Source organism: Nocardia sp. NPDC051030 (assembly GCF_040683015.1).
GTDB lineage: Bacteria > Actinomycetota > Actinomycetes > Mycobacteriales > Mycobacteriaceae > Nocardia.
In genome coordinates this window covers 963,701-988,650 of sequence record NZ_JBFBCD010000001.1, presented here as the reverse complement: position 1 = coordinate 988,650, position 24,950 = coordinate 963,701, and the positions used below count along the sequence as shown (strand labels likewise).

The window sequence follows — 24,950 nt, the reverse complement described above, 5'->3', positions numbered from 1 at the left end:
TGACGCACCCAGTACCGTGTTCTTGTGCGGCTCGGTGTACTGGATGTGGGAAGCAATACCGTCCACCTGCTCGTGGTGGACGCGCATCGCGGTGGACACCCGATGCCGATGAGTTCTACGAAGGCCACCCTGCGGCTTTCGGAGAGCCTCGATGACCAGGGACGAATCACGCCGGCGGGCTCCGCGCGGCTGATCGAGACGGTCGGTGAATTCGCGAGCATCGCAAAAACTTCGGGATGCGCGGAGCTGATGGCGTTCGCCACCTCCGCGGTGCGCGAGGCCACCAATTCCGAAGAGGTCTTGACGCGGGTGCGCCAGCAGACCGGCGTGAACCTGAAGGTGCTCACCGGTGCGGACGAGTCCCGGAGCACCTTTCTGGCGGTACGCCGCTGGTACGGCTGGAGCGCCGGGCGCATTCTCAATCTGGACATCGGCGGCGGTTCGCTCGAGATGAGCAATGGCGCGGACGAGGATCCGGATCTGGCGCTCTCGCTGCAATTGGGCGCGGGCCGGCTCACCCGGGACTGGCTGCGGCACGATCCGCCGGGCAAGCGCCGGGTGGCGGTGCTGCGCGATTGGCTCGACGCGGAGCTGGTGCTGCCGTCGAAACAGCTGCTCGAGGTGGGTCGCCCGGATCTGGCGGTGGGCACCTCCAAGACCTTCCGCTCGCTGGCCCGATTGACCGGTGCGGCCCCCTCGGCCGCGGGCCCCCGGGTGCGGCGTACCCTCACCAGTTCCGGCCTGCGGCAGTTGATTGCGTTCATATCTCGAATGACGGCCGCCGACCGTGCAGAATTGGAAGGCGTAAGTTCTGATCGGTCACAGCAGTTGGTGGCCGGTGCGCTGGTCGCGGAGGCGAGTATGCGGGCTCTGTCGCTGGATACGCTGGAAATATGTCCCTGGGCACTGCGAGAGGGATTGATCTTGCGAAAACTGGATACCGACCTGGATAGCGAACCGATAGCCGGCGGCCCGAACGGCGGCCTGTCGGGCCCGATCGAAACGGTGTCTCGATGACCGAGGATGCAAGTCAGCTGTCCGTTGCCGAACTATTGGCACGAAATGGGCAGCAAGGTGCGCCCGCCGGTGGCGGTGGTGGGCGTAGAAGGCGAAGTGGGCGCGGCATTTCCGTCGCGGATCTCACCGGAGATATTCCGGTGGTGCCGGGAGGATCGGCTCACGCCGCGCCGGAACCGGATCACGCCGAGCCCGTACCCGAGCCTGCTCCCGCCGAATCGGACTATTCAAACTTTTCGAACTTCTCGAATAATTCTGATTACTCGAACTTTCCGGATTACTCGGACTATTCCTCACATTCTTCCGATCCCTATGCCGCGCAACCGGATACTCACGCGCCGCAGCCGCAAGCCCAGCCGGATTACTCCTCCTACTCCGTACCCGATCCGGAGCCCTCGTACTCCCCGCTCTCCGGGCCGATCGCGTTCTACGATCCGGAGCGCCCCGCGCCCGCGGCCCCGTCCCTACCCGAGCCGTCGGGGTACGACCGGTTCGGTGGCCTGGACTGGCCGCCCGCCGAATCCCCGCCGGCCAGCGGTCGCCGTGCCGCGAACGGCCATGCGGCCCCCCTCAACGGCCATGCGCCCGACCCGCTCTCGGATCTCAACGGGCAGCCCGCGCAGCCGCGCAGCGGTCGCCGCCGCAAGCCCGATCCCCTGGACGCGGACTACGCACTGCACGAGTTCGACGGCTCGCCGCCTCCGCCTCCGCCCGCGCCGCAGGGAAACGAAGGCGGGCGTCGCCGCCGCTTCGATCCCGAGGACGACCACACCACCGATGTGCGGCCCTTCCGCGGCGAGAGTGCGCCGCGTCCGGAGCTGAATCACGGCGCACCACCGAATTTCGAGAATCCCTGGCGCTCGGACTTCGGTGATCCCGGCCGTCGCGAGCCGAGCGGTTCCTCGCGCGCGGAAGCCTCCCGTAACCAGCTGGACGAGGCCTCCCGCGCCCGTTTCGCCGAGGCCGGTCGCGCCTGGTCGCCCACGCCGGATCCGATGCAGGCCGCCCCGCCGCCGCCCGCGGCCCCGCCGATGTCGCGTTCGGCGCGCCGGCATGCCGAGGCGCAGCAACAGCCCGCGCCACCCCCTCCCGCCGATCTCCAGCCGGAGCCCCGCCGCGACGAGCGGTCCGGCCGCCAGGGCGCGTTGCCCGATTGGTCGGCGCGAAGACGTCCGGAGTCCGAACCCGACCCGGCCTCGCGAGATCAGTACGCGGGCCATCGAGATCAGAACGGCGAATGGCCCTCCGCCGACGAAGATATGCAAATGCTCTCCGGCGAGTCGGTTGCCGGTGATCTGCTACGTGATGCCCGTGATCGTGAAGATGAACGCGCTCAACGCGATTCGCGAAGCGGCGGCAAACGGCGGGCCGGGGGTTCGCGGCGGCGCGGCGCGGCCGCGCGGCATCCCGATCCGGACGATCAGCTCACCGATCTGCACGAGCCGTTCGACGAGTACGACGAGTACGACGACGAGCCCCGGACTTCCGTGGTCGGGCGTTTGTCCGCGGTGGCCACGAAGGCCATGCACAAGTCCCGCCCGGCGCCCGCGCGTGCGCGCGGCTCGCGCCGCTCGGAGGAGGACGAGAATCGCCGCCAATGGCTGGTGCTGGCGGGCCAGAGCACCGGTGCGGCAGTCGCGGGAATGTTGCTGTTCAAGGGTTTTGAGCGCATGTGGGAAATGCTCCCGTGGGTTGCTCTCGCACTGGCGATGATCGTAATTCTGGGCCTTGTCGCGCTCGTTCGGGTGTTGCGACGCACCGACGATATTTTCAGCACTGTGATTGCCGTCGTCGTAGGCGTCTTTGTGACGCTCGGACCGCTAGCCTTTCTACTCAGTACGAACTGAGCAGGGAGCAGCGGCAGTGGGGAATTACGCGCAAGCGCAGGGGGCGCACGAAAACCGGCCGGACCGAAGGGAAGTCCGAGTCGGACTCTCCACCGCGTCCGTGTATCCCGAAAACACCGAAGCGGCATTCCGATACGCGGCCGAACTGGGCTACGACGGTGTCGAGTTGATGGTGTGGGCGGAACCGGCCAGTCAGTCCATTTCCACGGTGCAGCATTACATGCACAAATATGAGATTCCGGTGCTCGCGGTGCACGCGCCGTGTCTGCTGATCTCGCAACGGGTCTGGGGGTCGGACCCGATCGCGAAACTCACCCGCAGCGTGCACACCGCCGAGGCGCTGGGCGCGGCCACCGTGGTGGTGCATCCGCCGTTCCGCTGGCAGCGCCGCTATGCCGAGGGCTTCGCCAAGCAGGTCGCCGAATTGGAGAGCGCCAGCCCGGTCGCCGTGGCCGTGGAGAACATGTTCCCCATGCGCGCCGACACGCTGTTCCGCGGCGAGAGCTCCATTCGCCGCCTGGAACGCCGCGGCGGCGGCCCCGGCCCGTCCATCACCACCTTCAGCCCCTCCTACGACCCGACGGACGTCGGCTTCAACCACTACACGCTCGACACCTCGCACACCGCGACCGCGGGCATGGACCCCCTGGTCCTCGCCGAGCGCATGGGTTCCGGCCTCACCCACCTGCACCTGGCCGACGGCCGCGGGGCGGCGCACGACGAGCACCTCATCCCCGGCGAGGGCACCCAGCCGGTGGCCGAACTGTGTGAGGCCTTGCTGGACAAGGGCTTCGACGGCCAGGCCGTCATCGAGATCAATACCCAGATGGCCCGCACCACCATGGACCGCGCGGCCATGCTGCATCGCGCCCTCACCTTCGCCCGCGAGCACCTCAATCGCCTCACCCCGGCTCCGCAGCCCGAGCCCACCGGCGCCAGCCTCGGCTGATCTCCCGTTCGACAGCGCCGCTGGTAGTGATCAGCCGTTGGTAGTGCTGAGCCGCTGGTAGTGATTCATTTCACCAGGGGATTCTTTTCCCCGCCCGTCCGCTTGTACGTTGTACAAAACGCACCGAGAGGACACCCGCGGATGACAACGGAGTTGACCGTCGAACTCGACCAGGCCACCGGCGTGGGCGATGCCCCCTTCAGCCGCGTGTGCGCCGTGACCGAGCTGCCCTCGGACAATCCCGATATCGGCCGCTACGCCGGTCTGATCGAATCCACCTGGACCATCGGCCCCAAGTTGCACGGCGGCACCATGGTCGCCGGGAGCGCGGCCGCCGCCACCGAATGGCTGCGCCGCACGGTGGCCGCCAGTGGCGGTTCCGCCGAGCAGGCCGCCATGTTCCCGATCGCCGCGAGCAGCGACTTCCTCGGCGCTCCCGATGCGGGCCCGGTCGAATACGAGGTCCGCATCCGCAAGCTGGGTCGCCAGATCTGCCTCGTCGACGCGAGCCTGATCCAGAACGGCCGCACCCTGGTGCACACCGCCTTCACGTTCAGCCACCTGGACGACACGGATCCGGCCTATTCCGCCGACCACGCCGGGGACATGCCCGCCGAACCGTCCGCCGAGGCCCTCTTCTACGACGAGTCCAACCCCATGGGCAAGCTCGTCCATGTGGCACAGGGCGCTTCGGTCGCGCTCGACCCCGCCTGGGCCACCTTCCTCACCGGCGCGCACTCCGAACCCCGTCTGCGCCTGTGGATTCGCCCCTTCCCCGGCGACGAGCAGGACCCCGACGTGGCCGCCTACTTCGCCATGATGGCCGCCGACATGAGCCCGCCCGTCCCCATGAACCTCGGCCACTTCGGCTGGGCCCCAACGGTCCAGCTCACCACCTACCTCCGCCGCCGCCCCGCCCCCGGCTGGCTCCGCGTCATCGCCGTCAGCCGCGAAGTAGGCGGCCGCATGTTCGACGAGGACCAAATGGTGGTCGACTCCACCGGCGCAATAATCGCGCAGAGCCGCCAACTGGCCTTGATCCCGCAGTCGCGATAGCGAATAGGGGGTTCGGGGGCGAAGCCCCCGAGACTCCGCGTCAGCGGTTCCCCCTTTCGCAGGGGTTCGGGGGCGAAGCCCCCGAGGGCCTGGCGCTAGCCTTTACGTATGACGAGGATTGCGGTGATCGGCGGAGGCCGGATCGGTGAGGCGTTGCTCGCCGGCCTGCTCGAATCCGGGCGGGCGAGCAAGGATCTGGTGGTGGTCGAGCCGGTCGCGGCGCGGGCCGAGTTGCTGGCGCAGCGCTTCGGGATTCGGGCTACCGACTCGGTCACCGATGCCGCGACCGGTGCCGATCTCATCGTGATCGCCGTGAAGCCGCACGATGTGGACGCCGTCGTCACCGAGGTGGCCAAGGTCGAGGCCGGCGAGAGCGATCGCGAGCCGGTGCTGGTGTCCCTCGCGGCCGGTGTCCCCACCGCGCGCATGGAGAACAAGCTGCCCGCCGGTTTCCCGGTGGTCCGGGTCATGTCGAATACCCCGATGCTGGTGGGCCAGGGCATGAGCGCCATCGCCCCGGGCCGCTATGCCCGCAAGGAGCAGCTGTCCCTGGTGACCGAGGTGCTGGAGTCGGTCGGCAAGGTGGTGACCGTCGCCGAGTCTCAGATGGACGCGGTGACCGCGGTGTCGGGTTCCGGCCCCGCGTACTTCTTCCTGGTGGTCGAGGCCATGATCGACGCCTCGGTGGGCCTGGGCCTGACCCGGGATGTGGCGTCCCAGCTGGTGGTGCAGACCATGCTCGGTTCGGCGGCCCTGCTGGAGGAGTCCGGTCAGAGTGCGGTGGAGTTGCGCGCGGCCGTCACCTCGCCCGCCGGGACGACCGCGGCGGCGCTGCGGGAGTTGGAGCGCGGCGCGGTCCGTTCGGCCTTCCACGAGGCGTTGAATGCGGCAAAACGTCGTTCCGCCGAACAGGGCGCTATCGCCGACTAACGTGGATGTGCGGCGGTTCGTAATGCCAAGGCGACGACTGATCTCGTGAGGATCCGGGTAACTCGTCGGGGACGTCCGAAATCGGATCGGCACCCAACCGCCGCCCGCGTACATGTTTGTCCACGGCACTCAAGCCGTGCGCAAAAGTCGCGGGGAGGCGGAAGAGCGCGGTTGCTAGTTTGCTGCGGGGGTCCGACTCGCCACAGCAAAGGCTGATTTCTCACACCCGTCGCAGCAATCCCACTGGTCCCGCTAAGCTTCAAGGAGCACGTGCGTGTCTGTTCCGCCGGTGGGGAAGCCGGCGGCGCGGACGTGCCGGAGGTCAGTGGCGCAATGATGTCTGGAAACAGTCAAGCGAGGTCCGCGAACACCCCCATCAGCGCGAGTTCTGTCATCGGCGGAGGTACCCAGTTCCTCACCGTCGCCGAAGTGGCAAATTTGATGCGGGTATCCAAAATGACGGTGTACCGGCTGGTGCATTCGGGAGAGCTGCCCGCGGTGCGGGTCGGTCGCTCCTTCCGAGTGCATGCCAAGGCGGTGCACGACTACCTGGAAACGTCCTACTTCGACGCGGGGTAGCGGGCGCAGTACCACCCGTTTCGTTCGCCGGATAGTGGCCCGGTAGCATGGACCGGCATCCTGTACGTGCCGGTTGGTGCCGTCGGGTCCATACCGGCCTGTATCGGGTTAGGACTGTGCAGGGTCGTAAGCATGCTCCCCGCGGACGCGGGGGTGACCCGCCGAGAGAACGCGAGGAAACCCTATGGGTTCTGTGATCAAGAAGCGCCGTAAGCGCATGTCGAAGAAGAAGCACCGCAAGCTGCTTCGCCGCACACGCGTTCAGCGTAGAAAACTCGGCAAGTAAGCGCTGCTTCGTAGTCAGGCGCTACGTCGTAGCTGAAGCCCGCCACCTCAGGTGGCGGGCTTTCGCTTTACTACGGGTGACAGAACTCATCGTTAGATCCTGGTTAATAGTCTTCGGCTGCCCCCCTTGACCCGGTTACCCTGAGACCGCGGGAAAAACAGAATGGGGGCTGCGAGTGGGAACCGGTGCGGTGGGATCAGGCACCCGGGACGGGCAGGCGCCCAAGGTTGTGATGGTGACCGGCGCGAGCCGGTACTTCGGAGGCAATGTGGTGGCCCGTCTGGCGGCCGACCCTGCCGTCGAACGGATCATCGCGGTGGATGCCAAACAGCCGAGCCGGGAACTGCTGCGCCGCATGGGGCGGGCCGAGTTCATTCGCGCAGATATTCGAAATCCGTTGATTCGCAAGGTAATCGACGGAAATCAGGTGGATACGGTGGTGCATCCCGCGGCGCTGTCGCGCCCGCCTTCCGGTGGTGGGCGCCCCGCCATGAAGGATATGAACGTGCTGGGGGCCATGCAGTTGTTCGCGGTGTGCCGCAAGGCTTCCAGCGTGCGCCGCGTGGTGGTGCGGTCGTCGTCCGCCGTGTACGGGTGCAGTGCCAAGGATCCGGTGAAATTCACCGAGGAAATGAGTGCGCGCACTCCGCCGCGCGGTTGGTTCGCGCGGGACATGATCGAGGTGGAGGGATTCGTGCGCGGGCTCGCGCGGCGTCGTCCCGATATCTCGGCCGCGATATTGCGTTTCCCGCCGATCGTGGGACCGCAACTGGCGAATCGCGGTGTGCAGTATTTCCGTTCGCCGATCGTGCCCACCATCCTGGGCCGCGATCCGCGCATGCAGTTATTGCACGAGGAAGACGCCATCGCCGCGCTCACCCATGGCGCGATGACGGCACCGGGGGGAACATTCAATGTGGCCGGTGATGGCGCGATGGCGCTGTCGCAGGCGATCCGCCGGGCCGGCCGGATCGAAATGCCGGTCCCTTACGCGGTTTTCCGCACCATCGGGCGCACGGTGATGGGCCCGGTGATGCGGGAGTTCACCGCTGAACAGATGGATTATTTTCATTTCGGCTGCGGTCTGGACACCACCCGGATGCGCACCGAACTCGGATTCGAACCGCGCTGGACCACGGTGCAGGCATTCGACGATTTCATAGGGGGCGCAGCGTTGCGGCCCGTGATCGATCCCCGCTGGATCGACGCCGCCGAACACAAACTTCTCGGCCTGCTCGGGGCCGGGACGGGAGCACACCAATGAACGACGTAGCGAAGGTCATTCGACTTCACGACGTGGACTTCGAGGCGCGACACCGGCCGTCGCGGGTCTGGCCGGGCGAACCGGCCCTCACCCCGGTGACCTCGCTGACCGACCGGCTCGCCGAAACCGAAGCCCGGCAGCCGAAGTCGTTCGGTGAGCTGATCCGCGGAGCCGTGGTCGAAGGGGTCGGCCGCACCGCGGATTTCGCGCGCCGCCGCCTGACCGGTGACTATCAGGTCGACGAGTTCGGCCTGGACGAACACCTGCTCGAATCGGTGATCCTGCCGATGCTGCGGCCCATGTCGGAGCTGTGGTTCCGGACCGAGGTCACCGGCATCGAGAACATCCCCGAGGCGGGTGGCGCGCTCCTGGTCTCGAACCATGCGGGCACCGTGCCGCTGGATGGGCTGATGCTCCAGCTCGCCGTGCACGACCGCCATCCCAAGCAGCGGGCGCTGCGGCTGCTCGCGGCGGATCTCCTCTTCGAGATGCCGCTTGTCGGCGGGCTCGCACGCAAGGCGGGGCACACCCTGGCGTGCCCGGCGGACGCCGAAAGGCTGTTGCGCGCGGGCGAAGTCGCGGGCGTGTTCCCCGAGGGCTACAAGGGCATCGGGAAGCCGTATTCGGACCGGTACAAGTTGCAGCGTTTCGGGCGTGGCGGTTTCGTGTCGGCGGCGGTGCGCACGGGTGTGCCGATCATCCCGGTGTCGATCGTGGGCTCGGAGGAGATCTACCCGAAGATCGCCGATCTGAAGCCCTTGGCGCGGCTGCTCGGCATCCCGTATTTCCCGGTGACGCCGATGTTCCCGCATCTGGGCCCGCTGGGCGCGATTCCGTTCCCGTCCAAGTGGCATATCGAATTCGGGGAGCCGATTTCGACCAGTGGCTACGAGCCCTCGGACGCCGACGATCCGATGACGTTGTTCGAGATCACCGATCAGGTGCGCGAAACCATTCAGGGGACGCTGTACAAGAACCTGACAAAACGGCGTAATCCGTTCACCGGCTAGTATTTTCGAACAGAAATGAGTGTGGCCCGGTCCAATCGGACCGGGCCACACTCATGGAGAAGTCGACCTTTTGGCGGGGTCAGCTCGCCTTGGCGTCGCGGCGACGAGAGATCACCGCGGCGGCGGCGCCTCCGGCCGCGCCCAGCGCGAGTGCCGTCGGCACACCGACTTTCGCGGCCTTGCGGCCGGTGCGGAAGTCGCGAATCTCCCAGCCGCGGTTCTTGGCGAGCTCGCGTAGGTCCGCGTCCGGGTTGATGGCCACGGCGGTGCCGGTCAGTGAGAGCATCGGAACGTCATTGTGGCTGTCCGAATAGGCGGTGCAGCGCTTGAGGTTCAAGCCCTCGCGAATGGCGAGCGTGCGGACCGCGTGGGCCTTGCCCAGGCCGTGCAGGATGTCGCCGACCAGGCGGCCGGTGAAGACGCCGTCGTGGCTCTCCGCGACCGTGCCGAGGGCGCCGGTGAGGCCCAGGCGTTTCGCGATGACCTGCGCCAGCTCCACGGGGGTGGCGGTGACCAGCCAGACCTGCTGACCGGCGTCCAGATGCATCTGCGCGAGCGCGCGGGTGCCGGGCCAGATCTTGTCGGCGATGATCTCGTCGTAGATCTCCTCGCCGAGGGCGGCCAGTTCGGCGGTGGGGCGCCCGGCGATGAAGGACAGCGCCTTCTCCTTGCCGCTGGCCACGTCGTCGAGGCTCTCCTTGCCGGTGACCCGGAATTTGACCTGCTTCCAGGCCATATCGACGAGGTCGGAGGTGTTGAAGTACTTGCGCGCGGCCAGGCCGCGGGCGAAGTGCACGATGGACGCGCCCTGCACCATGGTGTTGTCCACGTCGAAGAACGCGGCCGCGGTGAGATCGCGCGGCGCGGCGGGCGTGGGGGTGCCGTCGTCGCTCTCGTAGAGGGCGAGTTCGGCATCGTGTAAGGCGAGGGCGGCGTCGGCGCTGGCCTCACCGGCCAGGTTGGCGCGGACCTCTTCCTCGCTGGGTCCGAACGGGCTGCGTGTGATCCGGGTGAACTGGTCTTGCAGACCTTCCGCCCAGCGCGCCGGAAATTCACCGAATCGGCCCGCGATCAAACCCGTCCTCGCCTCTTTCGATCGTTCCGGCACGCGTACCTCCGCCTGTTAGCACGAACAAGTCAACAGTAACGCCCCCCGGTGACCGGTACGTAGACGGTGAACGACATAACGGAGAGTTGAATGGTGCCCATGAGTGATCGAATGAGTGATCGAGCCCATACGGTGACACTGCTGACCCGCAATGGCTGCGGTCTGTGCGCGGTGGCACTGGAGCAATTGCGGCCGATCTGCGCGGATTTCGGGATCGAGGTCGAGATCGCCGATGTGGACGCGGCCGCGGCGACCGATCCGGGCCTGCGCGCGGAATATGGGGACCGGCTCCCGGTGGTTCTGCTGGACGGCCGTGAGCACAGCTATTTCGACGTCGACGAGCCGCGATTGCGGCTGGACCTGGCCCGTTGATTACCGGCGCGTTGCGTAGCGGGTTCGACCCGATCAGGGTTGAATGATCCCGGGGCCGGAGCCCGCCGCAAAGTGACTGAATTCACCGACTTTGTGCATGGGTTCACAAGCGGTTACGGTGGTGGCACGCAACGCGCCTTCTCGGGCAGCGGAAGCGACCCCCTGAACCCTGACTCGACCTCGCCTGTAGGACCGCCCTGCGACGGTCTCCCGGCGTCGGGTCGACAAAAGAACCCGGACACTCACCCCCGGCCGGACGAGGAGCGCAAGCGACGTGACAGAGCAGCATGAGGCGCCGCAAAGTGGCGTCTCCGGCAGGGCTCTGCAGAAGGACATCCCGCAGGCCACGGTGGCCCGACTGGCTACGTATCTTCGGGTCCTCGCGGTTCTCGCCGACGACGGTGTAGCCATCGTATCGAGTGAAGAACTGGCTGTCGCGGCGGGTGTCGGTTCCGCGAAGTTGCGCAAGGATCTTTCGTTCCTCGGGCCCAATGGAGTTCGCGGCGTCGGCTATGACGTGATCAAGCTGCGCGACCGCATCGAGGATGTGCTCGGGCTCTCCGAGGGGCATCGGGTGGTGCTGGTCGGCGCGGGCAATCTGGGCCGGGCGCTGGTCGGTTACGGCGGGTTCCGCCGCCGCGGGTTCGCCATGGTCGGCATGTTCGACAATGATCCGGCCGTCATCGGCACCGTGATCACCGCCGGAACCAACCGCCTCGTCGTGCGGGATGTGGCCGAATTGACCGATGCGGTGGCGGCATTGGAGCCGACCATCGCGGTCATCACCACACCGGACGCGGCCGCGCAGAGTGTGTGCGATCTGCTGGTGGCCGCCGGGGTGCAGTGCGTGCTCAGCTTCTCGCCCGTCGCGCTGGAGGCCCCGCCGCATGTGGAGGTGCGGCGCGTGGATCTCGCGGTGGAGATGCAATTGCTGTCCTTCGAGCGGGCCCGCAATGCGGAACTGGCCGCCACTGTGCCCAATGACTTCGCCGTCACCGCTGCCGCCTGTTCGAACGGGTCCGGCGAGACGATGAGCGTGGTGTCGACGCCGATCCGGCGGGTGGCGCCCATTCAGACCAGCAGCAAGGGAGCGGTGGTCCAGCCATGAGTGTGCTTCTCGTCGGGATCTCGCATCGGAGTGCACCGGTTCCGGTGCTCGAGAAGATCGCGATCACCGAGCACGACCGGCCCAAGCTGACCGAACTCATGCTGGCCTCGACCCACGTGTCCGAGGCGATGATCGTCTCCACCTGCAATCGCGTGGAGATCTACGCGGTGGTCGATGCCTTCCACCCCGCGCTCGGCGAGATCAGCGAAATGCTGACCAAGCATTCCGGGCTGCCGCTGCCCGAACTGACCAAATACGCCTACGTCCGCTACGCCGAGGCCGCGGCCGAGCATTTGTTCGCCGTCGCCTCCGGGCTGGATTCCATGGTGGTGGGCGAGCAGCAGGTGCTCAGCCAGATCCGCGCCGCCTATGCCGCCGCCGACGGTCAGCAGGCCGCCGGGCGCACGCTGCATGAGCTGGCGCAGAACGCTTTGCGGGTCGGCAAGCGGGTGCACTCCGAGACCGGAATCGACCGCGCGGGCGCGTCGGTGGTGTCGGTGGCCCTGGATCGGGCGCGACAGGTGCTGGGTCCGCTGACCGGGCGCACCGCGCTGGTGCTGGGCGCGGGTGCCATGGGCGGGCTCGCGGTGGCGCAGCTGGCGCGGGCCGGGGTCGCCAAGATTCTGCTGGTCAACCGGACACTGGAGCGGGCCGAGCGGCTTGCCAATACGGCCACCACCATGCACGGTGTCGCGGCCGAGGCGGTCGAGATCTCCCGGCTGGCCGAGGCCATGGCCGCCGCCGAGGTCGTCGTGACCTGTACCGGGGCGGTCGGCACTGTGGTGAGCATCGCCGATGTGCACCGGGCGCTGAACGCCGAACGGGCCACCGATCAGCTGGTGATCTGCGATCTGGGGCTGCCGCGCGATGTGGAGCACGCCGTCGCCGGACTACCCGGGGTCACCGTCATCGATATGGAGACGCTGCAGCGCGATCCGTCGGCCGGCGCGGCCGCCGACGATACGAACGCCGCGCGCACCATCGTCGCCGAGGAACTCACCAAATACCTTGCCGGACAGCGCATGGCCGAGGTCACCCCGACCGTCGCCGCGCTGCGGCAGATGGCCGCCGACGTGGTCGAGGGCGAACTGCTGCGACTGGATTCGCGACTACCCGGGCTGGACACCACCCAGCGCGAGGAGGTCGCCCGCACCGTGCGCCGCGTCGTGGACAAACTGCTGCACGCGCCGACCGTGCGCGTGAAGCAGCTGGCCTCCACGCCCGGCGGTGACAGCTACGCCGAGGCATTGCGTGAGCTGTTCGAACTGAAACCCGGTGCGGCACAAGCGGTTGCCGCGCCCATGGAGATCGCCGCGCGCCGTGGCGAAATGGCCGACGATTTCACCGCCGCCCACCCGGGGGACGAACAGGGGCATACCGCATGACCGGAGCGATGGTGCAGGAAACAGACAACACAATGCGCGGAACAAACGACGCCCCGTGGCGGATCGGTACGCGCGGCAGTCTGCTGGCGCTCACCCAGGCCGGGCATGTGCGGGACGCTTTGATCGCGGCCGGGCAGCAGGCGGAACTGGTGATCGTGAAGACCGCCGGTGACAAATCCTCGGATCCCGTGCAGACGATCGGCGTCGGCGTCTTCACCGCCGCGCTGCGCGACGAGCTGGGCGCGGAGACGGTCGATATCGCGGTGCACTCCTACAAGGATCTGCCGACCGCCCCGGACCCGCGTTTCACGATCGCGGCCATTCCGCCGCGGCAGGACCCGCGCGATGCCCTGGTGGCGCGCGACGGCCTGGTGCTCGGTGAGCTGCCCGCCGGATCTGTGATCGGTACCTCCGCGCCGCGGCGTGCCGCGCAGTTGCGGGCGCTGGGTCTCGGCGTCGAGATCGTGCCGCTGCGCGGCAATCTCGACACTCGACTTTCCAAAGTTGCCAACGGTGTTCTCGATGCCGTCGTGGTGGCCCGGGCCGGGCTGGCCCGCATCGGCCGCCTCGATGCCGTCACCGAATCCCTGGAACCGGTGCAGATGTTGCCCGCCCCCGCGCAAGGCGCGCTGGCGGTCGAATGTCGCAGCGCCGATACCGAACTCGTGACCATCCTGTCCGCCCTCGACGATGCCGGCTCGCGGGCCGCCATTACCGCGGAGCGGGCGCTGCTGGCCGAATTGGAGGCCGGTTGCACCGCTCCGATCGGGGCGGTGGCCGAGGTTGTCGAATCCCTCGACGATGACGGCCGGGTGGTGGAGGAGTTGTCGCTGCGTGCCTGCGCGGCGGCGATCGACGGCTCGGACGTGATCCGGGCTTCACTGGTCGGCCCGGTCGCGGACGCCGCGGAACTGGGTCGCGCCCTCGCGCGTGAGCTTTTGGAGCTGGGGGCACGCGACTTGCTCAGTGTCACAGAGGAAGACACCGCCGAGCACACTGACAACAGCAATTCCAGCCCAACGGAGAACAATCAATGAGCCGAGTGACGAAGAAGCAACCCGGTCGGATTCTTTTTGTTGGATCCGGTCCCGGTGATCCCGCGTTGCTCACCGTGCGGGCCCGCGAGGTCCTCGGACGGGCGACGCTCACCTTCACCGATCCCGATGTCGACAAGGGCGTGCTCGCCCTGATCGGCAGCGCCGTCGAGGAGAGCCCCGAGGGGGAGAGTCTCGTCGACGTGCGCCCCGCGCTGGGCGATCCGGCCGAGGTCGCGAAGACGCTTATTGCCGAGGCCCGCAATGGCTTCGATGTGGTGCGGCTGGTGTCCGGCGATCCGATGACCACCGATTCGGTCATTCAGGAAGTCAATGCGGTCACCCGCTCGCACATGATGTTCGAGGTGCTGCCGGGCCTGTCCGCCGGAACCACCGTGCCCGCCTACGCCGGTATCGAGCTGGGTTCCAGCCATACCGTCGTGGATGTGCGCGGTGAGGTGGATTGGGCGGCCGTGGCGGCCGCGCCCGGTCCGCTGGTGCTGCACGCGACCTCGGGCCATCTGGCCGAGACCGCGAGCGCGCTGGTCGAGCACGGGCTCGCGCCGCAGACTCCGGTCGCGGTCACCGTGCGTGGTACCACCCGTCAGCAGCGCACCATCGATTCGACGCTGGCGACGCTGAACAATGCCGCGTCCGAACTGGTCGGCCCGCTCGTGGTCACGGTCGGCAAGGAAGTGGAGAAGCGCGCCAAGACTTCCTGGTGGGAGTCCCGTGCCCTGTACGGCTGGACCGTGCTGGTGCCGCGCACCAAGGAGCAGGCCGGCGAGATGAGCGAGAAGCTCGTCAACCACGGCGCCATCCCCATGGAGGTTCCGACCATCGCGGTCGAGCCGCCGCGCAGCCCCGCCCAGATGGAGCGCGCGGTCAAGGGTCTGGTGGACGGCCGCTACCAGTGGGTCGTGTTCACCTCCACCAATGCGGTGCGTGCCGTGTGGGAGAAGTTCGCCGAATTCGGTTTGGACGCACGGGCTTTCTCCGGTGTGAAGATCGCCTGCGTGGGCGAGGCCACCGCGGAGAAGGTGCGCTCCTTCGGCATCAACCCCGAACTGGTGCCCAGCGGTGAGCAGTCGTCGGAGGGCCTGCTGGCCGACTTCCCGCCCTATGACGACGTTTTCGATCCGGTCAACCGGGTGTTGCTGCCGCGCGCCGATATCGCCACCGAGACCCTCGCCGAGGGCCTGCGCGATCGCGGCTGGGAGATCGACGATGTCACCGCGTACCGCACCGTGCGTGCGTCCCCGCCGCCGGCGGAGACCCGCGAGATGATCAAGACCGGCGGTTTCGACGCGGTGCTGTTCACCTCGTCCTCCACCGTCCGGAACCTGGTCGGCATCGCCGGTAAGCCGCACGCCCGCACCATTGTCGCCTGCATCGGCCCCAAGACCGCCGAGACGGCAATCGAATTCGGCCTGCGCGTGGATGTGCAGCCCGAAATCGCCCAGGTGGGCCCGCTTGTCGAGGCGCTCGCCGAGCATGCCGCGCACCTGCGCGCCGAGGGCCTGCTGCCCCCGCCGCGCAAGAAGAGCCGCCGCAGCCGCTAGTCGCCGCGCTGTACTACGGGCGTCGTGCCCCGCACCCGAAGGTGCGGGGCACGACGCTTTTTCGCCCCTCGGCATCACGCCCTTGTGGACCGAGGCGCGTTCCACCGCCCCACGCACGCCGTCAGCGCTGTGCCTGCATCATTCGCCGCACCATCCGGCACGTCGCATCCGAAGGCCAATGCACCCCAACGATGTCCGCGGTGTCGCGGATTTGGTCATTGGTGGCGAGGTCTGCACTGAATACCCCCGCATCCAGTAGCGCAATCGCCAATCGCATCGCCTTCAGCCGCCGATTGTGCGAGACATACCAGGACCGCGGCCGCCCCGCCGGCAATGGCTGCTTGATCAGCGGCCGCCAGGCATGGTCGATCAGTTCCCCCTTCTTGGGCACACCGGCTGCCTTGTCGGCCAAATTAGTTACGGCAGTAAGCACGACCAATCCTCCCGTCGCGATCAGATCATGCACCGAATCCTCGGTGCATGATCTTCGAACACATCTTCGATTCTACTCGCTACCACCGACAAAAAACGCTGCTCGACCTGGAGATCAGCTATTGCACACCCACCGCTCCACGGAGGAGTCCCAGTACCATTGCGACGAGCTCTCCGCCTCGCTCACGGTGTTGCCGCGGCCGCCGGTGTACTCGTTCGCGCTCGGCGAATACGAGATCGCGCCGCAGTGATAGAACGTGGTGAGCACCTGACAGTCGGAGTACCCGCACCGGTTCCGCGCCGCGACCATCGCCGCGCCCTCGGAGGGGTAGTTCTGGGCCCAGCCCATGGCCCCACTGCCCGCGACCGCGATCGCGCCGTAGTAGGTGGCGGCCTGCGCCGATGCGACAGGCAGCAATGACAGTGCGGCGACAGCCGATCCGGCCACGCCGAGACGGATCTTGTTCATGATTTCTTCCTGGAATCGGGAATTGAACTGACACTCCCGATAACCGCGCTCCGTCCACGAACGTTGGGTGCGCCGCACGCGAATTCGGTCCTGGCCGAAACCCCCTCCGGGACTCCGTGTTCCGATTTCGGCAACGAGTCGCGCGCGCGGCTGTCATCCTGACCGGTATGCCTGGCGAGTTCGCCGGTGCGGCACGCTTGAGTGCCGCGGTGGCGCGGGTGCTCTCCACGGACGGGGTGGCCGTGGGCGCGGGATTCGTAATCGGATCCACCCACATCGCCACCTGCGCACACGTGGTCGCGGCGGCGGTCGAGGACGCCGACGACATGTCCGATGCCGTGGTGACAGTGGAATTTCCACTGGTTCCGGGCATTCCCCGGGTGACGGCCCGTGTGCGCCGGTGGGAGCCGGTCCGGCTGGACGGGCGCGGCGATATCGCCCTCCTCGAGCTCGAGGACGAAATTCTCGGCGGCATCGCCGCACCGCCGCTGTGGCGGGCGGATCGCCCGTGGGGCAGGGAATTCCGGCTCATCGGCTTTCCCGCCGAACTGCCGGACGGGGTGTGGACTTCCGGAGAATTCCGGGAATCGCAGGGCTCCGGATGGCTGCAACTCCAGGGCGCGGTCGGCAGTCAGCCCATCACGGGTGGTTTCAGCGGATCCGCGGTCTGGGATGTGGGCAGCGAGGCGGTGGTGGGCATGGCGGTGGCGGCCGACCGCCGCCGGTTCACCCGCACCGCGTTCATGATTCCGGTGAACGAGGTGATCGGACTCGATCCGGGCTTGCTGCCGAACCCCTACCGCGGCTTGGAACCGTTCTCCGAGAACGACTCCGCGCTCTTCTACGGCCGTGACGACGACATAGACCGGGTATTGCGCGCGCTGCGCGAGCGACCACTGGCGGCGGTGGCGGGACCGTCGGGCACCGGGAAGTCCTCGCTCATGCTGGCCGGTGTGGTGCCGCGACTACGGGCGGACGGCTGGCGGATCGAGTATCAGACCGCGGACACCCTGTGGTCCAACCCGCGGGTGCCCCCGGGCGAGAAGGTGCTGCTGGTCGCCGACCAGTTCGAGGAGCTGTTGGCCACCGATCCGCAGCTGGCGCGAGAACGCTTGCGCGGCTGGGTGGAACGCGCCGCGGATCCCGCCGTCCGGGTGCTGCTCACCCTGCGCTGGGGCGCGCTGGACGATCTGGTGGACGACGATCTCGTGCACGCGCTCGACGGCGCACTGCTCGCGCTCGCGCCGATGAACCGCGATCAATTGCGGCAAGCCATCCGCGGCCCGGTCTCGCACGCGCCCGGAGTGGATATCGACGAGGACCTCGTGGAACGGCTCGTGGACGACACCGTCGACGAGCCGGGCGGCCTGCCACTGCTGGAATCGGTGCTGACCGAGCTGTGGGACCGGCGGAGCGGGGGACGAGTGTCCCTGGCCGACTACGAGGAGGTGGGCCGGGCGGCCGGTTCCATCGCGCGCCGAGCCGAACAGGTATTCGCCGAATTCGACAGCGCCGGTGCGGCATCGGCGCAACGCCTGCTGACCATGCTCGCCGCCCCGCGTGGCGAGGGCTTCGTGCGCGTACAGGTCGCCATGCGCGACTTCCCCGAACTACGCACCGCCGCCGGAAGATTGGCGCGCGAACGCCTCGTCGTCACCGGCCGCGACACCGACGACACCGATATCGTCGAGCTGGCGCATCAGGCCCTGATCGAGAACTGGCCGCGACTACGGGAGTGGCTCGACCACGACCGCGCCTTCCTGGAATGGGAGCAGCAGGCCGACGCCGCCCGCCGGGCCTGGCACGCACGCGGCGAGGACGACGGCGCGCTATTGCGTGGCAGCGCATTACAGGCGTCGGAGGACTGGATCGCGAAGCGGCCGGGCGACATTCCCGTGCCCCTGCGGGGGTACATCGCCGCGGGCACCCGCAAGCGGCGGCGGGAAGTGCGGCGCTGGCGCGCGGTGACGGCCGTGCTGGCGGTGCTAGTGCTGGTGGCCGGGACGACCGCCGTCGTGGCTTACCGCACGAGTGCGCTCCGCGCGGAGATGCTGCGGCATCAGGCGGGCATCACCCTGGCGGAGGAATCGCTGCGACTGGCCACCTCGCAGCCGAATACAGCCCTCCAATTCGCCCAGGCCGCCGCGCGACTCGCGCCCGGCGAGCACCAGGTGGAGTCCGCGTTGCTGACCCAGCAGCTCAGGATGGGGTCGGCGACATCGATCCGTACCGGTTTGTGGCGCGACGTCCGGCTGGTCGCTGCCGACGACTCGGCCTCGGTGATCGTGGTGGCGGAGAGTGATGGCGCGGTTACTGTCTGGCCCGGTCTGCTGGACGGGCGGACGGACCCGTGGCGGCTGCCGGTGACGAATGTGGTGTCGCTGGCACTCAGCGGGAACGGGCATCGGCTGGCCACGGTGAGTTCGACTGGTGGAGTGCGGCTTTGGGACGTGCGCGACCGAACGGGGCCCTTCCCGATTCGCCCGGAGGGTTCCGGTGCGGTGGCCGCCACGGCGATCCAGGCCAAGTTCTCGTTCAATGGCGCGCGCCTGGTGCTGTCCTATGACGCGCGCCGCTCGCTGCTGTCGTTCGACGACCCGCGGCGTCGGGCATCCGATGTCGGCGATCCGGATGTCGTCGAAACCTACGACACTCGCACCTCCACGCCGACGCGGGAGGACGCGTTCACGACGACCGGCAGGGCGGATCTCGTTCCGCTGCGGGTGGATTCGCAGCGGCCCGAGGTCTGGTTCGCGGAATACGACAGTCAGGGCGGACGCGAAACGGTCCTGCGTGCCACGTCCGGCCGAGACCTCGATCCGACTCAGGCCGACCTGGATGCCCGCAATGCGGCCGTGTCGCCCTGTGATCCGGACCAGCCCGCGATGCTCGCGATCCGGGAACCGGTGGGAATGCGGGCATTCGGGGCGGGCACGGGATGCTTGAAGTCGCCCGGTTCCTACTTCAGGGCCGATCTGGACCGGACCGGTCGATACACCGTCATCGAGACCGCCGTCGAGGACTCGATCTTTCAGGTACTGGACATTGTGGAACCGATCAGCGGCGAACAGTACTTGATGCAGACCAGATATCAGAACACCGGTGGGCGGGCCTATATCGTGCGACCGGGGAGTTCCGGGCCGGAGCTGTTCGTGATCGGTGCCGACGACCTCACCCACTATTCGGCCGGGCAACACAGTGCCGATCTCAGTAGGCAGACCTCCTTCAGGGAGTACCAGACCGAGATGGCCGCCATGGACTGGAGCGCCGACCTCCAATACGTCGGCGTGTTCCAAGCGGCCGAAGAGCCACATACGTTGAGCCTGCACCGAATTCGGCCGCAGGCGGACGTGATCGCTTCGCTTCCCGTCGATTGGTCCGCCGAGGGCGTGAGTCTGGCCTTCACCCGGGACGGCCGCTTTCTGGTGGCAGGCCGAAACACGCACGAGCTGCTCGTGTATTCGGTGCCGGACCTGCGATTCGTCACTCGGATCGGCTTGCCCGCACCGCCCGCGTACACCGACCCGGCAACCACTCCGAGCCCGATCACGCTGGTGCCGATTCGCGACGATGTGATCGCGGTACTGCACGCCGGATACGTCACCCGCTGGCATATCGGCGATGGCAGCGCGGACGGTGGGGCACAACAGGTGTGGCAACATCCGGAGAACCTGGCCGAAGTCGCCGATTGGGGCCTCGCCGCGGACAATGGCTCGAACCCCGATGAACTGGTGCTGTTCGTGCGGGATCGGATCGTGGTGTGGGACAGCGTGAAAGGCCAGGCGATTCGGACCCTCTCCAGTAGCGGCACCGATCAGGCGGAGAAGGCCTACAAACCGGATCGAATACCGATCGTCTACGTGTGGACCACTCAGCAGCGGGTGGAGCGCTGGGAAACCGATACCGGCCGGGTCGGTCCGGCACCCGTCGCCATACCGGCGGCCGATATGCACACCCTCGCCGCGAACGGATTGTTCATAGACGCCTGGCAGGTGGGGCCGTTTCAGGTCCTCGACACCGAACTCGGTTCGCTGGTGACGGGGACGCTGCTCTTTCCCACCCTGGGGGCACGGGCCGCATTCGATGGGAACACCATGGTTTTCCTGTCGGCACTCGGGCCGCTCCGGCTCGATCTGGAACGCACCGGCATTCCCGAGCGGCTCTGTGCCATCAGCGACCGTGATTTCACCGCCGCCGAGCTGAAACTCCTACCGCCGGGCGCGGATTCGGGCCGACCCTGTCACTGATCAAGCCACGTCGTCGAGGGCGCCCCGCACCTTGGCCAGTGCGCTGTGCACGTAGGCCTTCACGGTGCCCGAGGCCAGACCCATGATTTCGGCGGTTTCGGCGTAGGTGTTGCCTTCGTAGGTGCGCAGGACAATGGCTTCGCGTTCGCGGTGGGGAAGTTGGTCGAGGGCGGCTATCAGGGTGTGGCGCAGGGTGATCACGTCGTCGAAGGGGAGGCCGGCCTGGTCGGCGAGCAGGGCTATGCGGTCGTCGCCGTCGGGGGTGAGGTGGGTGCGGTCGGTGGCGGCTCGGCGCCAGGCGTCCCGGACCAGGTTCTTGGTGACGGTCCAGAGATAGGCGCGCATTTCCTCGGCGGTGGCCAGGTCGGGGTGGCGGGCGTAGATGCGCATGAGGGCGGTTTGGACGATGTCCTCGGCGTCGGCACGGTCGCCGACCTGTTTGCCGGTCCAGCCGAGGAGGAGCTCGCGGGCGGATTCGAAGGCCTCCAGCAGGATTTCGTCGAACGGGTCGGGGGGAGCGGCTCGATCGCGGGCGATGCGGATCAGGGCCGCGCCGGATTCGACGGCTTCCAGGAGAAGCAGGGGGTCGCGGGCGCATTCGTGCAGGATCGCGCCCAGTAGTGCTTCGAACGCCGCTTCGTGCGGCGTCACGCCGTCGGCCGACATGTGAACCCCCTCGAGCTGAGAGCCGAACCGTGTGCCGGTCGGCCCTGATTCGACTGTAGGTCCGGGTGTGTTGCGACCCAACCTTTTTCGGTGTGGGGGAGTTCATGCACGTGAATCGGTTCCCGCCGGGCCGGAGGGGAGTTCGGCGGGGCCGGTTCCCGACGGAAGGAATCATGATGCGGAACCTGCTCAGCCGGGATTTGTCCGCGCTGCTCGGGCGCACCCGGGCCGCGGTGCTGGAGGCGATCGCCGATGGTGGCGGGACGAACGTGCTGGCCGGTCGGCTCGGGATATCACCGGCGTCGGTCAGTGAGCATGCGGCGGTGCTGCGCGCGGCCGGGCTGGTGGTGACGGTGCGGGCGCGGACCGGCGTGCGCCACGAGCTGACCCCGCTCGGTGCGGCTCTGCTCGGGGCACCGGGCGGGCGCTCGTGCCGGGGCTCGGCGGCGGGCATAAACTGCGAACATGACCGGAATGGACCGCCCACGGCGGTTGCGCCGTACTCCTGCTATGCGTCGTCTCGTGGCCGAAACCACGTTGCAGCCACGGCAATTGATTCTTCCCATGTTCCTCGCGGACGGGCTCGATGAGCCGCGCGAAATCTCTTCCATGCCCGGGGTTTTCCAGCATTCGATGGATTCGCTGCGCAAGGCCGCCGTGGAGGCCGTCACGGCCGGGGTCGGCGGGCTCATGCTGTTCGGCGTGCCGCGGCCCGAGGACAAGGATGCCGACGGGAGTCAGGCCAGTGATCCGGACGGGATCCTGAACCGTGGCCTGCGGGCGCTGGTCAATGAGGTCGGCGGGTCGACCGTCGTCATGGCCGACACCTGCCTCGACGAATTCACCGACCACGGGCACTGCGGTGTGCTCGACAAGTCCGGCGCGGTCGACAATGACGCGACCCTGCGCCGCTATGTCGAAATGGGCCTGGCCCAGGCCGAAACCGGTGCGGACCTGCTCGGCACCAGCGGCATGATGGACGGCCAGGTGGGTGCGATCCGGACCGCGCTGGATGCGGCCGGGCTCACCGACACCGGCATTCTCGCCTACGCCGCCAAGTACGCCTCGGCCTTCTACGGCCCGTTCCGGGAGGCGGTGGGTTCCTCGCTGGAGGGGGATCGCCGCACGTATCAGCAGGATCCGGCGAATCGGCGCGAGGCGCTGCGCGAGCTGGACCTGGATCTGGCCGAGGGCGCGGACATCGTCATGGTGAAACCGGCCATGGCGTACCTGGACATTCTGCGCGAGGTCGCGGATCACTCGCCGGTACCGGTCGCGGCCTATCAGATCTCCGGCGAGTACGCGATGATCACCGCCGCCGCGCAGAACGGCTGGATCGATCGCCGGGCCGCCATCCTGGAATCGCTGCTCGGAATCCGGCGGGCGGGCGCGGACATGGTGCTCACCTATTGGGCCACCGAAGCCTCGCACTGGCTCTCGTGAACGAGTACCGCGTGAACGAGCACAGCGAGTACCTGCGGTCGTGAATCCGATGGTTCCCCCGACCGGCCTGCGGCCGGTCCCCGAGGATGTGCGCACCGCCGGCCAGCTCTGGTACGCCGGATTGGCCGTTGGGGTGGTGCAGGTGACGGCGGCGCTGATCGCGCAGGTCGGGCAGCGGCACGAGCTGGCGCAGAAGATGTTCGACGAGGTGAAGGCCAAGCAGCCGCAGGTCACCCTCGCCGAGGTGGAGTTGTGGACGCTGATCGTCTTCGTCCTGGTCGCCGTGTTCTGGCTGGTGCTGACGGGGGCGGGCGTGGCGGTGGTGTATCAGCTCTCCCGTGGAAAGAACTGGGCGCGAACGCTGCTCACCGGATTGGCGGTATTCCTGATCCTCGGCGCGGCCGGGGCGCTGTTCGGGACGACCGACAAGACGGGGGTCGCCGGAGTGGTCGCGGGCGGGGCCGGAATCCTGCAGGCCGTGCTGGCCGCCGGGGCCGTATTCCTGTGCTACCGAAAGGAATCCGAGGCCTTCTTCCGGCCCGGTCCGCGATGAGTACTGCCGAGTTTGTTACGGGCCTACCGACGGGTATGGTGAGGGCTGTCACAGAGAGTTCGGGAACCGGAAGTCGCTTGTCATGCGTTGCGTCATGGTGCGTTTGGCTCCGGGGAAACGGAGGCAACGATGCGAGTGGTGATCCAGCAGCCGCACAGCCTTCGGCGAGATTGTCTGGTGCTGAGTCTGCTCTTTCTGTTCGGACTACTCACCCTCGCCGTGCTGTTGATTCCAGGCGTCGTCGGCTGAGCGCGCTCTTCTCCGAACCCGGCGCCCGCTACCGGACCATCGCCTACGGACCGGCGCTGTGCGGACTGATCCTGCTGCTGGAAGTGATTCGCGGCGGTGCCGTGCACTGGTTCGGACTGCTCTTCTGTGCCGTGCTGCTGGCCGGATTCGTGTGGTTGCAGGTGGTGGCCGGGAAACGGCATATCAGCGTCGAACTCACCGAGGACACCCTGCGTCAAGGCGCCGAGCTGCTACCGCTGCGCAACATTGCCCAAGTCCTCCCGGAAGACGACGAAGAGTCCTGGGATTATGAGGACTGGCAGTCGGCGCGGGCGCTCGGCGAACTCAGCGGAGTGCCGCGGCGGCGCAAGGGCATCGGACTGAAGTTGACGGACGGCGGGCTGGTGCAGGCCTGGGCGCGTGACCATTTCACGCTGCGGGCCGAACTGAGCGCCGCGCTCGAACGACTGACCGGAGACGACGAGAAGGAGGTCCGGTGATGCGATGGCTTCTCGTGCTCGCCGAATTCGTGCTCGTACCGGTCTTCGCGGTGGCGGCGGTGTGGTGCTGGCGCAATGGGATTCACACCGGCTGGTTCAAGCCTTCGGGGGACGCGCCCGGCTTCGACGCCACCCGCTATTCCGGGCCGTGGCTGTCCGGGGCCGCCGTGCTGGTGGTCGTGGCGGGACTCGTATTGATCGATACGGTCGCGAAAGTGGTCCGGGCGCGCGGACAATAGATCGCATGAAGGTCTATGCATTCTCCTGGCTCGACCTACTTCCACCGCAGCTGAACTGCCTGTTGTCCACCGGGTGGGCGGCATTCTGCCTAGGCGTGCCGCTTTCGTGAGGGCACTCCGTTGAGGACGCTCAGTCCCATGCCTGGTAAATATCCAGCACGCGCCCACCGCGAGTTCCGGGCGCATTGAAATAGACGATGACGGAGCCGTCGGGATGATCGGCGGCTTCCATCACCACCTGTCGCAGTGAGGCGTGCACACCGCCCTTGTCGTCCTTGTAGATATTGGTGTCCGGGTGCAGGCCCGCGCCCATCCGGCTCAGCGGCACGAACATGCTCACCACTGCCGGAAGTGGCCCACCAGCGATGGCGGCCGTTTCGTCATGCGAAAGCGCGACCCCCACCCGGCCCTGATCGGGCTGTGCGATGGGCGCTCCCGCCGCCGCGTGGCCCGCTCCCAATCCCATGCCGATAACCGCCACCGCCACAATTCCGATCCCGAACCGCGCGACCCGCATACCGTTCCCATCTCTCATTCGATGCCGCCTCCTGCGCCGTGAGATTACGCATCGGCAACCCGTCAGCGACCGATGTCGCGACCAATCCCTTCCCGGCGTGTTGCCTTCCGGCGGTTCGGCGTGGCAGCCGAGTGAACCGGCGAATGTGC

25 protein-coding genes are annotated in these 24,950 nt (G+C 67.6%); 20 read left to right on the top strand and 5 right to left on the bottom strand.

Annotated features, from left to right (window positions below):
- The first annotated feature begins 24 nt into the window (after positions 1-24).
- The 9 genes from AB0N05_RS04255 to AB0N05_RS04215 all read left to right on the top strand — a co-directional run bounded on the left by AB0N05_RS04255 (position 25) and on the right by AB0N05_RS04215 (position 8,938).
- Positions 25-1,017 carry a Ppx/GppA phosphatase family protein gene (locus AB0N05_RS04255; protein ID WP_364687302.1) on the top strand — a complete coding sequence of 331 codons (993 nt, stop codon included), beginning with the start codon at positions 25-27 and terminating at the stop codon, positions 1,015-1,017.
- On the top strand, positions 1,014-2,864 hold the full coding sequence (locus tag AB0N05_RS04250) for a hypothetical protein (protein WP_364687300.1): 1,851 nt from the start codon (positions 1,014-1,016) through the stop codon (positions 2,862-2,864). Before AB0N05_RS04255 ends, AB0N05_RS04250 begins: the two co-directional genes overlap by 4 nt.
- A 16-nt stretch (positions 2,865-2,880) precedes the next feature.
- A complete protein-coding gene (locus AB0N05_RS04245; protein WP_364687298.1) occupies positions 2,881-3,813 on the top strand; it encodes a sugar phosphate isomerase/epimerase in 933 nt (310 codons plus the stop codon).
- Between the two features lie 141 nt (positions 3,814-3,954).
- The gene (locus AB0N05_RS04240; protein WP_364687296.1) at positions 3,955-4,869 is read left to right on the top strand and encodes a thioesterase family protein; all 915 of its coding nucleotides are present in this window, start codon (positions 3,955-3,957) and stop codon (positions 4,867-4,869) included.
- 108 nt (positions 4,870-4,977) lie between these two features.
- Entirely contained in the window at positions 4,978-5,799 is an 822-nt protein-coding gene (gene proC, locus AB0N05_RS04235) for a pyrroline-5-carboxylate reductase (protein ID WP_364687294.1), read from the top strand.
- Between the two features lie 336 nt (positions 5,800-6,135).
- A complete protein-coding gene (locus AB0N05_RS04230) occupies positions 6,136-6,378 on the top strand; it encodes a helix-turn-helix domain-containing protein (RefSeq protein WP_364687485.1) in 243 nt (80 codons plus the stop codon).
- Positions 6,379-6,562: 184 nt separating this feature from the next.
- On the top strand, positions 6,563-6,664 hold the full coding sequence (locus tag AB0N05_RS04225; protein ID WP_003402602.1) for an AURKAIP1/COX24 domain-containing protein: 102 nt from the start codon (positions 6,563-6,565) through the stop codon (positions 6,662-6,664).
- 232 nt (positions 6,665-6,896) lie between these two features.
- A complete protein-coding gene (locus tag AB0N05_RS04220) occupies positions 6,897-7,928 on the top strand; it encodes an NAD-dependent epimerase/dehydratase family protein (RefSeq protein ID WP_364687483.1) in 1,032 nt (343 codons plus the stop codon).
- Positions 7,925-8,938, top strand: a complete 1,014-nt coding sequence (locus AB0N05_RS04215; protein WP_364687291.1) for a lysophospholipid acyltransferase family protein — start codon at positions 7,925-7,927, stop codon at positions 8,936-8,938. Before AB0N05_RS04220 ends, AB0N05_RS04215 begins: the two co-directional genes overlap by 4 nt.
- A gap of 79 nt (positions 8,939-9,017) precedes the next feature.
- Here the strand turns inward: AB0N05_RS04215 and AB0N05_RS04210 are convergent, their stop codons facing one another.
- Entirely contained in the window at positions 9,018-9,965 is a 948-nt protein-coding gene (locus AB0N05_RS04210) for an HAD-IB family hydrolase (RefSeq protein ID WP_364687481.1), read from the bottom strand.
- A 192-nt stretch (positions 9,966-10,157) separates the two neighbouring features.
- Between AB0N05_RS04210 and AB0N05_RS04205 the strand changes: the two genes are divergently transcribed.
- From AB0N05_RS04205 to AB0N05_RS04185, 5 genes are all read left to right on the top strand, one after another.
- The gene (locus AB0N05_RS04205) at positions 10,158-10,418 is read left to right on the top strand and encodes a glutaredoxin family protein (RefSeq protein WP_364687289.1); all 261 of its coding nucleotides are present in this window, start codon (positions 10,158-10,160) and stop codon (positions 10,416-10,418) included.
- Positions 10,419-10,692: 274 nt separating this feature from the next.
- Positions 10,693-11,526 carry a redox-sensing transcriptional repressor Rex gene (locus AB0N05_RS04200; protein ID WP_364687287.1) on the top strand — a complete coding sequence of 278 codons (834 nt, stop codon included), beginning with the start codon at positions 10,693-10,695 and terminating at the stop codon, positions 11,524-11,526.
- A complete protein-coding gene (locus tag AB0N05_RS04195) occupies positions 11,523-12,911 on the top strand; it encodes a glutamyl-tRNA reductase (protein WP_364687285.1) in 1,389 nt (462 codons plus the stop codon). Before AB0N05_RS04200 ends, AB0N05_RS04195 begins: the two co-directional genes overlap by 4 nt.
- Positions 12,912-12,943: 32 nt before the next feature.
- A complete protein-coding gene (gene hemC / locus AB0N05_RS04190) occupies positions 12,944-13,948 on the top strand; it encodes a hydroxymethylbilane synthase (RefSeq protein WP_364687283.1) in 1,005 nt (334 codons plus the stop codon).
- Positions 13,945-15,507 carry a bifunctional uroporphyrinogen-III C-methyltransferase/uroporphyrinogen-III synthase gene (locus AB0N05_RS04185; protein WP_364687281.1) on the top strand — a complete coding sequence of 521 codons (1,563 nt, stop codon included), beginning with the start codon at positions 13,945-13,947 and terminating at the stop codon, positions 15,505-15,507. The genes hemC and AB0N05_RS04185 overlap by 4 nt, the downstream gene beginning before the upstream one ends.
- 121 nt (positions 15,508-15,628) lie before the next feature.
- Here the strand turns inward: AB0N05_RS04185 and AB0N05_RS04180 are convergent, their stop codons facing one another.
- Positions 15,629-15,973, bottom strand: a complete 345-nt coding sequence (locus AB0N05_RS04180) for a hypothetical protein (RefSeq protein WP_364687279.1) — start codon at positions 15,971-15,973, stop codon at positions 15,629-15,631.
- 81 nt (positions 15,974-16,054) lie between these two features.
- Positions 16,055-16,408, bottom strand: a complete 354-nt coding sequence (locus tag AB0N05_RS04175; protein ID WP_364687277.1) for a DUF4189 domain-containing protein — start codon at positions 16,406-16,408, stop codon at positions 16,055-16,057.
- A 167-nt stretch (positions 16,409-16,575) separates the two neighbouring features.
- Between AB0N05_RS04175 and AB0N05_RS04170 the strand changes: the two genes are divergently transcribed.
- Positions 16,576-20,655 (top strand): trypsin-like peptidase domain-containing protein, encoded by a 4,080-nt coding sequence (locus tag AB0N05_RS04170; RefSeq protein WP_364687275.1) that lies wholly within the window; start codon positions 16,576-16,578, stop codon positions 20,653-20,655.
- Here the strand turns inward: AB0N05_RS04170 and AB0N05_RS04165 are convergent, their stop codons facing one another.
- Positions 20,656-21,321 (bottom strand): sigma-70 family RNA polymerase sigma factor, encoded by a 666-nt coding sequence (locus AB0N05_RS04165; RefSeq protein ID WP_364687273.1) that lies wholly within the window; start codon positions 21,319-21,321, stop codon positions 20,656-20,658.
- 173 nt (positions 21,322-21,494) lie between these two features.
- Between AB0N05_RS04165 and AB0N05_RS04160 the strand changes: the two genes are divergently transcribed.
- The 5 genes from AB0N05_RS04160 (at position 21,495) to AB0N05_RS04140 (ending at position 24,284) form a co-directional block, all read left to right on the top strand.
- Entirely contained in the window at positions 21,495-21,911 is a 417-nt protein-coding gene (locus tag AB0N05_RS04160) for a winged helix-turn-helix domain-containing protein (RefSeq protein ID WP_364687490.1), read from the top strand.
- A complete protein-coding gene (gene hemB / locus AB0N05_RS04155; RefSeq protein ID WP_364687479.1) occupies positions 21,796-22,764 on the top strand; it encodes a porphobilinogen synthase in 969 nt (322 codons plus the stop codon). The genes AB0N05_RS04160 and hemB overlap by 116 nt, the downstream gene beginning before the upstream one ends.
- Positions 22,765-22,813: 49 nt before the next feature.
- Complete coding sequence (locus AB0N05_RS04150) at positions 22,814-23,317, top strand: hypothetical protein (RefSeq protein ID WP_364687271.1); 504 nt, start codon at positions 22,814-22,816, stop codon at positions 23,315-23,317.
- A 332-nt stretch (positions 23,318-23,649) separates the two neighbouring features.
- Positions 23,650-24,045, top strand: a complete 396-nt coding sequence (locus AB0N05_RS04145; protein ID WP_364687269.1) for a hypothetical protein — start codon at positions 23,650-23,652, stop codon at positions 24,043-24,045.
- Positions 24,045-24,284, top strand: coding sequence for a hypothetical protein (locus AB0N05_RS04140; RefSeq protein ID WP_364687267.1), 240 nt, complete (start codon positions 24,045-24,047; stop codon positions 24,282-24,284). Before AB0N05_RS04145 ends, AB0N05_RS04140 begins: the two co-directional genes overlap by 1 nt.
- Positions 24,285-24,414: 130 nt before the next feature.
- Here the strand turns inward: AB0N05_RS04140 and AB0N05_RS04135 are convergent, their stop codons facing one another.
- On the bottom strand, positions 24,415-24,819 hold the full coding sequence (locus AB0N05_RS04135) for a hypothetical protein (RefSeq protein ID WP_364687265.1): 405 nt from the start codon (positions 24,817-24,819) through the stop codon (positions 24,415-24,417).
- Positions 24,820-24,950: the final 131 nt, after the last annotated feature.

What these genes read in the sequence shown, in the direction of transcription:
- AB0N05_RS04215 (WP_364687291.1), top strand. Translation starts at nt 7,925, where the DNA reads ATGAACGACGTAGCGAAGGTCATTCGACTTCACGACGTGGACTTCGAG.
- hemB (WP_364687479.1), top strand. Translation starts at nt 21,796, where the DNA reads ATGGACCGCCCACGGCGGTTGCGCCGTACTCCTGCTATGCGTCGTCTC.
- AB0N05_RS04240 (WP_364687296.1), top strand. Translation starts at nt 3,955, where the DNA reads ATGACAACGGAGTTGACCGTCGAACTCGACCAGGCCACCGGCGTGGGC.
- AB0N05_RS04165 (WP_364687273.1), bottom strand. Translation starts at nt 21,321, where the DNA reads ATGTCGGCCGACGGCGTGACGCCGCACGAAGCGGCGTTCGAAGCACTA.
- AB0N05_RS04170 (WP_364687275.1), top strand. Translation starts at nt 16,576, where the DNA reads ATGCCTGGCGAGTTCGCCGGTGCGGCACGCTTGAGTGCCGCGGTGGCG.
- AB0N05_RS04140 (WP_364687267.1), top strand. Translation starts at nt 24,045, where the DNA reads ATGCGATGGCTTCTCGTGCTCGCCGAATTCGTGCTCGTACCGGTCTTC.
- proC (WP_364687294.1), top strand. Translation starts at nt 4,978, where the DNA reads ATGACGAGGATTGCGGTGATCGGCGGAGGCCGGATCGGTGAGGCGTTG.
- AB0N05_RS04185 (WP_364687281.1), top strand. Translation starts at nt 13,945, where the DNA reads ATGAGCCGAGTGACGAAGAAGCAACCCGGTCGGATTCTTTTTGTTGGA.
- AB0N05_RS04195 (WP_364687285.1), top strand. Translation starts at nt 11,523, where the DNA reads ATGAGTGTGCTTCTCGTCGGGATCTCGCATCGGAGTGCACCGGTTCCG.
- AB0N05_RS04205 (WP_364687289.1), top strand. Translation starts at nt 10,158, where the DNA reads ATGAGTGATCGAGCCCATACGGTGACACTGCTGACCCGCAATGGCTGC.
- AB0N05_RS04250 (WP_364687300.1), top strand. Translation starts at nt 1,014, where the DNA reads ATGACCGAGGATGCAAGTCAGCTGTCCGTTGCCGAACTATTGGCACGA.
- hemC (WP_364687283.1), top strand. Translation starts at nt 12,944, where the DNA reads ATGCGCGGAACAAACGACGCCCCGTGGCGGATCGGTACGCGCGGCAGT.
- AB0N05_RS04220 (WP_364687483.1), top strand. Translation starts at nt 6,897, where the DNA reads ATGGTGACCGGCGCGAGCCGGTACTTCGGAGGCAATGTGGTGGCCCGT.
- AB0N05_RS04230 (WP_364687485.1), top strand. Translation starts at nt 6,136, where the DNA reads ATGTCTGGAAACAGTCAAGCGAGGTCCGCGAACACCCCCATCAGCGCG.
- AB0N05_RS04175 (WP_364687277.1), bottom strand. Translation starts at nt 16,408, where the DNA reads ATGAACAAGATCCGTCTCGGCGTGGCCGGATCGGCTGTCGCCGCACTG.
- AB0N05_RS04150 (WP_364687271.1), top strand. Translation starts at nt 22,814, where the DNA reads ATGGTTCCCCCGACCGGCCTGCGGCCGGTCCCCGAGGATGTGCGCACC.
- AB0N05_RS04225 (WP_003402602.1), top strand. Translation starts at nt 6,563, where the DNA reads ATGGGTTCTGTGATCAAGAAGCGCCGTAAGCGCATGTCGAAGAAGAAG.
- AB0N05_RS04135 (WP_364687265.1), bottom strand. Translation starts at nt 24,819, where the DNA reads ATGAGAGATGGGAACGGTATGCGGGTCGCGCGGTTCGGGATCGGAATT.
- AB0N05_RS04160 (WP_364687490.1), top strand. Translation starts at nt 21,495, where the DNA reads ATGATGCGGAACCTGCTCAGCCGGGATTTGTCCGCGCTGCTCGGGCGC.